The 2,095-nt window shown below is 41.6% G+C and carries 1 protein-coding gene; it reads right to left on the bottom strand.

The window, feature by feature from the left end; all coding sequences use genetic code 11:
• Positions 1 to 183 precede the first annotated feature (183 nt).
• Entirely contained in the window at positions 184 to 2,013 is a 1,830-nt protein-coding gene (locus CRENPOLYSF2_RS01540) for a purple acid phosphatase family protein (RefSeq protein ID WP_087142212.1), read from the bottom strand.
• Positions 2,014 to 2,095 lie beyond the last annotated feature (82 nt).

The following is a 2,095-nucleotide window of genomic DNA, read 5'->3' as shown; positions in this document are numbered from 1 at the left end:
CATGTTAATAGGCTATACAGTTTAAATAATTTTTACGTTGAGCGGGGTGCGGAATGTCGGTTAGAGGTCAGATTCTGCCTGATTATTAGCCAGAGCCTGACTTCCATTTGGTGTATTAACGTAATATAAAAATACTGTCACCGTAACTATTGCCAGAATAGTCTTTTAGACCATTTTGCGGTGCTATTTTTTACCGACAACAGGTCGCACTTTGCTGATGGTAAAGTCATCATCAATACCACCTGCGGCATTTAAAAATTTGGCATTTAATTTCAATCCGTTAATATCTAATACCAATGAACCTAGTTTATTTAACGATTTAAGCATGGCAGGATGATTAAGTGTACCGCCACCGATTTGCCCAGAGCTACCAACAACCGCGTATACCGTGCCTTTATTGCCGGGTAATTTACGATAAGCCCCCGTTGTATCACCATTAGTGTTTATTATTTCATGGCCATCGCCGGCCTGTATTATATTGCGGGCATTAAAAGTGCCAGATAATCCATAATGCCCATTAATAAAATAAGACCGCTCGTAAGAATGGCTGTGCCCTGTTAACACCAAATCAACTGCATTATCTTCCAAAATAGGTAAAAAATTTTGCCGCATGGCAATAAGTTCTCGCTCTTTGTCTGAGTTGTGAGAGCCCTTGGTGTAAGGCGGATGATGCCAATAAGCAATCAACCAGTCGGCTTTATTTTTTTGAAGATCATTACTTAGCCAGTTCTTCATTGCTGTTATAGCAGCGGCATTACTTATTTGAGAGTTGAGTACTACAAAATGAATATTGCGGTAATCAAAGGAGTAATACGATTCAGTATTTGACGCGACACCACCTGCTTCGCCGCTTTTGGGTAACGAAAACACAGTGTAATAAGGCCCTGTGGTATCGTTTAAATTAGCAGACAGTGCATCATGATTGCCAATCGTTGGCCATACGGGAAATTGTTTAAGTATGTCTGGGTAGATTGCAAAAAATTTATCTTGATACTCTAAGTCTAAGCCCGATTGATAGACATTATCACCGAGCATCAGTAATAAATCGGTGTCTGTTGCACCTGTGTAGCTACGGTAAGCGTTATAAACCTTTTTTTGGCTAATATTGCCGGTACCGGCATCGCCAATCACCCAAATGCGTGCGGCACTTTGTGTTCCATTACGCAGGGCAGTATTAAAAGACGTAACTATACCGCCACCCGCCAGTAGTGCCGTGTTTGTTCCTACCGAGTACCAATAGCGCGTTCCAGGTTGCAGATTAGTGAGTTGTATTTTGTGTTCATACGTTAAAGTTGCATCGTTCTTATTAAACTGAGGACGACTTAGCGTTGTGCCATACAATACTCGGCTGCTGGTAGCAATATTGGTACGCCAGCGAATAGTGACACTTTGCGGGGTAGCCAGTTGCAGATACGGCCCGCGTATTACTTTGGCGGAAGGCTGGGATTTTGTATTACTGCCCTGCAATTCCAGATCAAAGCTAAGATTTGTGTCTGCAATACCTTGATGTATTTCTACTGCAATAACATTATCACCGGCTACTAAGGTATTTTCTGGCGTTACAAATTTATACGACCTAAATTTGCTATTGAGTGCCGTGGTTGGCGTGCTGTAAGTGAAATCGCCTGCGGGCATATTCTCTCTGTTTACTTCTTTGCCATTAATATAAATAACGGAGCCTTCATCACGCGGTATATTCAGGGTAATCGTTGCGTAATCAGCAGGATTGGCGACTGTAAAATGGTATCGAAAATAACTGGTTATGTGATTTTTTTGGGGACTGCCAGAATTAATTACTGTGGCTTCGTCGCCATAGCCATAACCCAGTTTTGCTAAACCGACTTTCCAGCTATTATCATTAAATTTAGTGCTTCGCCACGTTGTGCCCTGATTTGAACCGTCATTCAAATAACGCCACGATGAACCCTTAGCAATTAAGGTTTCAGCATTGGCGTTGTTTAATAACACTGCCAGTGTTATTAAGCCCAGCGCACTTAACGATAGTTTTTTCATATTGACCTTGCCGGTAGATGACTAGTACTTAGTCACTCTTTAAGTGTCGGATAAAGCTTTTTCAATTTTATCCGAGCATCCT

The sequence above is a fragment of the Crenothrix polyspora genome (genome assembly GCF_900163755.1).
Classification (GTDB): domain Bacteria; phylum Pseudomonadota; class Gammaproteobacteria; order Methylococcales; family Methylomonadaceae; genus Crenothrix; species Crenothrix polyspora.
This window is presented reverse-complemented; position numbering and strand designations above follow the sequence as displayed.

Bases quoted from the DNA above. Each gene is read 5' to 3' on its own strand.
- CRENPOLYSF2_RS01540 (WP_087142212.1), bottom strand. From the start codon at position 2,013: ATGAAAAAACTATCGTTAAGTGCGCTGGGCTTAATAACACTGGCAGTG.